Source organism: Sphingomonas sp. FUKUSWIS1 (genome assembly GCF_000733135.1).
In the GTDB taxonomy this organism is placed as follows: Bacteria; Pseudomonadota; Alphaproteobacteria; order Sphingomonadales; family Sphingomonadaceae; genus Sphingomonas; species Sphingomonas aerolata.
Genome location: NZ_JPJC01000192.1, coordinates 1 through 4,354, shown reverse-complemented (window position 1 = coordinate 4,354; position 4,354 = coordinate 1). Strand labels below are relative to the sequence as shown.

At 64.9% G+C, this 4,354-nt stretch carries 2 protein-coding genes; one reads left to right on the top strand and one right to left on the bottom strand.

Annotation, left to right across the window (positions count from 1 at the left end):
• Positions 1-1,047 (top strand): hypothetical protein (locus sphsw_RS11860; RefSeq protein WP_327195644.1); only part of this gene is annotated, 1,047 nt, incomplete at its 5' end.
• Between the two features lie 107 nt (positions 1,048-1,154).
• Here sphsw_RS11860 and sphsw_RS11855 read toward each other — a convergent pair.
• The gene (locus tag sphsw_RS11855; protein ID WP_081874300.1) at positions 1,155-4,280 is read right to left on the bottom strand and encodes a TonB-dependent receptor domain-containing protein; all 3,126 of its coding nucleotides are present in this window, start codon (positions 4,278-4,280) and stop codon (positions 1,155-1,157) included.
• Positions 4,281-4,354 lie beyond the last annotated feature (74 nt).

Genomic DNA, 4,354 nt, shown 5'->3' with positions numbered 1-4,354 from the left:
CGCCCGCCCGCCCCCGCCCGAGAATCCGCCACGTCCGTCGGCGCACAGATCGGCGATCCGTGCTGGCTGGCCCATCGTTACGATCCGGACCATGATGCGGTACATTTCATCGCGGCGGACCGGGCGCAGCGTGGCGTGGCGACCTTCCTCACCGACGAGTATATGCCGTCGTCGGCCACGCCGATCGTGGTGCCACGACGCGACGCCGTCGCGGCCGCCCCGCCCGCTGCATCGGTTCATTTCATTTTCCACTCGGCCTATTGCTGTTCGACGATGCTGGCGCAGGCACTCGACATGCCGGGCTTCGCCACCGCGCTGAAAGAGCCGGTAATTCTCAACGATCTCGTCGGCTGGCGTCACCGCGGCGGTCATCCCGCGCGCGTCGGTGAGGTCCTTGATACGACGCTGAGACTGCTTGGCCGCGCCTTCGAATCCGGCGAGGCGGTGGTGATCAAGCCCTCCAACGTCGTCAACGCCCTCGCGCCTGCGATGCTGGCGATGCGGCCACAGGCCCGCGCCGTGCTGCTCTACGCGCCGTTGCGCATCTATCTGACGTCGATCGCACGAAAGGGCATGTGGGGCCGGCTTTGGGTGCGCGAGCTTCTCGCCAAGCAGCTCGCCGACGGCATCGTTGATCTGGGCCTCACGCCCGAGGATATCTTCAGGCTGACCGATCTGCAGGCGGCAGCGGTAGGGTGGATCGCGCAGGCGGATCTGTTCGCTGGCCTGGTCGCCCGCTTTCCGGACCGCGTCAGAACGTTGCAGAGCGAAACTTTGCTCGCCAACCCCTTCGCCGCGGTGACTGCTCTGGCACGATTCTATGCGCTGCCCGGCGATCCGGCGACCGTGCAGGCGCTGCTCGACGGCCCTGCTTTTGCGCGCAATGCCAAGGACGGCAAGACCTATGGCGCGGCGGACAGGGCACGCGAGCACGAGACCGGCGCGGCACTCCACGCCGACGAGATCGACAAGGTGGTCATCTGGGCAGAGGCGGTCGCACGCACCGCCGGCGTCGCGCTTGATCCCCCGGCGCCCCTGCTGGGCTAGGTGCTCGTCCCGCCACCACGCGCAGCCGATAGGTTCGCGGTCGAGCCCGGACAAAAAAAGGGGCGGTTCCGAAGAACCGCCCCAATCCAGACCGAGATGGCCTGACCCTAGAAGTGCAGGTTCGCACCGATCGCAAAGCGGCGGCCCAGTGCGTCATACGTCGACGGATAGGTGTTGCCGCTGTTGAAGCTCGTCGAACCCACCGTCGACCCGACGAGCGGCGGCTGCTTGTCGAACAGATTCTGTACCGTGACGGTCAGGTCGAAATTCTCGGCAATGCCGATCCGGGTCGACAGGTCGATATAGTCGTAGGACGGGATCCGCGTGAAATCCGCAGACTGGCCGGCGAGAGCGCCACCGGTGAGCGTACCACTAAACGCCGCCCCGTTACCGTTGACGACATCGTCCGGCTCCTGCTGGACGTTATCGATGTGACGCCACAGCACCGAAACGTCGATGTTGTCGACGAAGGTGAACGTCGCCCGAGTGTTCCAGGTGAATTCGGGCTGGATCGAGCCCGAGCCCCCAGCCGCAGCGCTGGCCGCGCCGCCGCAGTTGACCGAATAATAGCCGATGCACTCACGATTGATGAGCCCCGGTGCGGCTTGGAAGGTCGCAGAGTTCGACCAGTTGCCCTGGAACGACAGGCCCAGTTTGACACCCTGAGTCAGCGGCGTGCGATAGTTGATCGCGAGATCGATACCATCGGTCTTGACGGTGCCAAGGTTCGAGATTGCAGCCAGCAGACCCCGCGTGGTTGCCGGATCGCCGTCGAGGCCGCCCGTGACCGGGTTTCGCGAGATCGCGAGGCAGGCCGGGCTGGTGGCGCTCGCCGCGGTGATGGTGTCGAAGCAGTTGGAGATGATATCGCCCGGCGCGAACTGCGAAATCGCGCCCTTGATCTTGATGTTGTAGTAATCGACGTTGATCGAAAGGCCGGGAATGATCTGCTGCGGCTGGATGACGAGGCCGAGCGTGTAGCTGTCCGACTTTTCCGGACGCAGGTCGAGGTTACCGCCGGACGTGATGTTCGCCTGACCCGCAGTCGGAACCGCAATGAGGCCGATGGTCGAGGCCGGCGCGCCCTGCGCGAGACAGACGGCGCGCAGATTGGCATCGTTGACCGGCGCTGCACCGGCGCAACGATCGGTCGCCAGGTTGGTCAGACCCGTATTCACAGGCGAAAACAGCTCGCTGATCGTCGGTGCGCGGACGGCACGCTGGTAGCTGCCGCGAACCTTCAGGCCCGTGACAGGCTCCCAGCTGCCGCCGCCCTTGTAGGTGGTCGTGTTGTACGAGGGCGAGTTGGCCGCGAACACCTTGTAGTGCGAGTAGCGGACGCCCGCTTCGAGCGTCAGGCTCTGGAAGAACGGACGATCCTGGACGAGCGGTGCGATGAGCTCGCCAAAGCCTTCGCTGACTTCATAGCCACCGTCGATGTTCGGCGCGGCGCCACCGGCGCCACCGAGTTCGCCAGCGGTCTGTGCCAGCGTATCCGAACGCTGCGACGCACGGTACTTGCGATACTCCGCACCGGCCGCGAAACCGATCGAGTCGCTTGCGAACGGCGAGGCAAAGCCGAAATCACCGTTGAGAACCGCGCGGGCCTGCGCCAGCGAGGTACGAACGGTCGTCGTGCTCTCACCCGTGATATACGAGGTCATATCGGGGGTGATCGAACCGTCGGCACCGAAGACGTTGAGCGGAACGCAGCCGGTTCCCGCGTCGATCGCCGCACCGCCGGGCGCACCGCCAAGGCAGCTCGTGGTGTTGGTTGCATAGACCGCGGACCGTACGCGCGACGTCAGGACATAGCCCTGCAGCGTCTGCGTATTCTCCGATTCACCGTAACCGCCCGAGACGTCGAGCTTGATACCCTCGGTCAGCCCAACCTTCACGCCGGCACGATAATCGAAGATCGTCGTCTGGAAGTTCGAGATGCGCGGCCCGACCTCGGTCGTCCGGCGCGACAGGTTTGTCGTGATCGTGCGGAAGTTCGGGTTTGCCGTCGTCACGCCGCCCACGGTGACGGTAGGGCTGGTCGCGGCTGCGGCGAGGTCGCACTGCGCCTGGGTGATGCTGGCGGCGGCGCAGAACTGATTCCGCGCACCGGCCGGCAGATAGGGGTTCGACAACGGCACGACGATCGACGAGTTGAACACACCCGACGGCGCGATGATCGTGTCGACGGTGTTCTTCGAGAACAGGCCGCGCGTATAGATTTCGACGCTGTCCGACACTTCGTAATGGCCGGCGCCATACATGTTGAACCGCTCGAACGGCGTCTGGAAGATGTTGTACGGGTTGAAGTTGAACGGAATGACCGCCGTCGTCAGCGAACCCGTGGCCGGGTTGATCTGGCGACGACCGCCAAGCGTGAAGACCGATGGGACCGTCGTGCCCGAGCCGCTGCTCGCGCCCGAGAACGAGTCGTAATTCTGCACCGAATAGTCGCGCTCGCCCTGATAGACGGGATCCGACTGCTGGTACCCGACCGAGAAGACCGCGTTACCGCGGCCATCGTCGAAATTGGCGCCGATCGTGATGTCGCCGCGGAAATAGGCACCATCGCCACGCTCGGTGATCTGGTTCGAGACCGAGGCGTCGATGCCCGAGAAATCCGACCGCGTGATGAAGTTGACGACGCCCGACACGGCGTCTGCGCCGTAGGTGGTCGCTGCGCCGCCGGTCAGCGTGTCGACCCGCTCGACCAGTGCGAGCGGAATGTTGTTGAGATCGACGCGACCGAGCAGACCCGAGGGTGCGATGCGGTTGCCGTCGAGCAGGACGACGTTGCGGAACGAGCCGAGGCCGCGAAGATCGACATAGGACGCGCCGCCGTTACCGTTGTTGACGGCCGAACCGATGCTCGGCGTCGCACCGGGCAGCGTACGCAGAATGTCTTCGGCGGTGTTCGACTGGCGAAGCTTGATTTCCTCCTGGCCGATGACAGTCACTGGCGATGAGGCGATCAGCGCGGGATTCTTGATCAGCGAGCCGGTGACGACGATGTCACCCTGGCTGTTCTCCGTGCTCGGCGCGGCTTCCGACGTCGTCATGCCGACCTCGCCCTGGGCGTTGGCGCCCGGCGTGGTCGACTGAGTCGCGGTCGCGCCCCCGGCGCGAATCCCCGAATTGTCCCCCTGGACCTGCGCGAGGGCTGGCGTGGCGAACGTCGTCGCCCCCATCAGCAACGTGGTCGCAAGCAAATGGGCGCGAGCTGCAGATGTCATAAATACCCGAGACTGTTGAAAAACGCGTGCTTGCGACGACGAGGAAGGCGTGATTCACTCCTGCCAGGCGGCGG

Excerpts from the sequence above, each read along its gene's own strand:
- sphsw_RS11855 (WP_081874300.1), bottom strand. The coding sequence starts at position 4,280 with ATGACATCTGCAGCTCGCGCCCATTTGCTTGCGACCACGTTGCTGATG.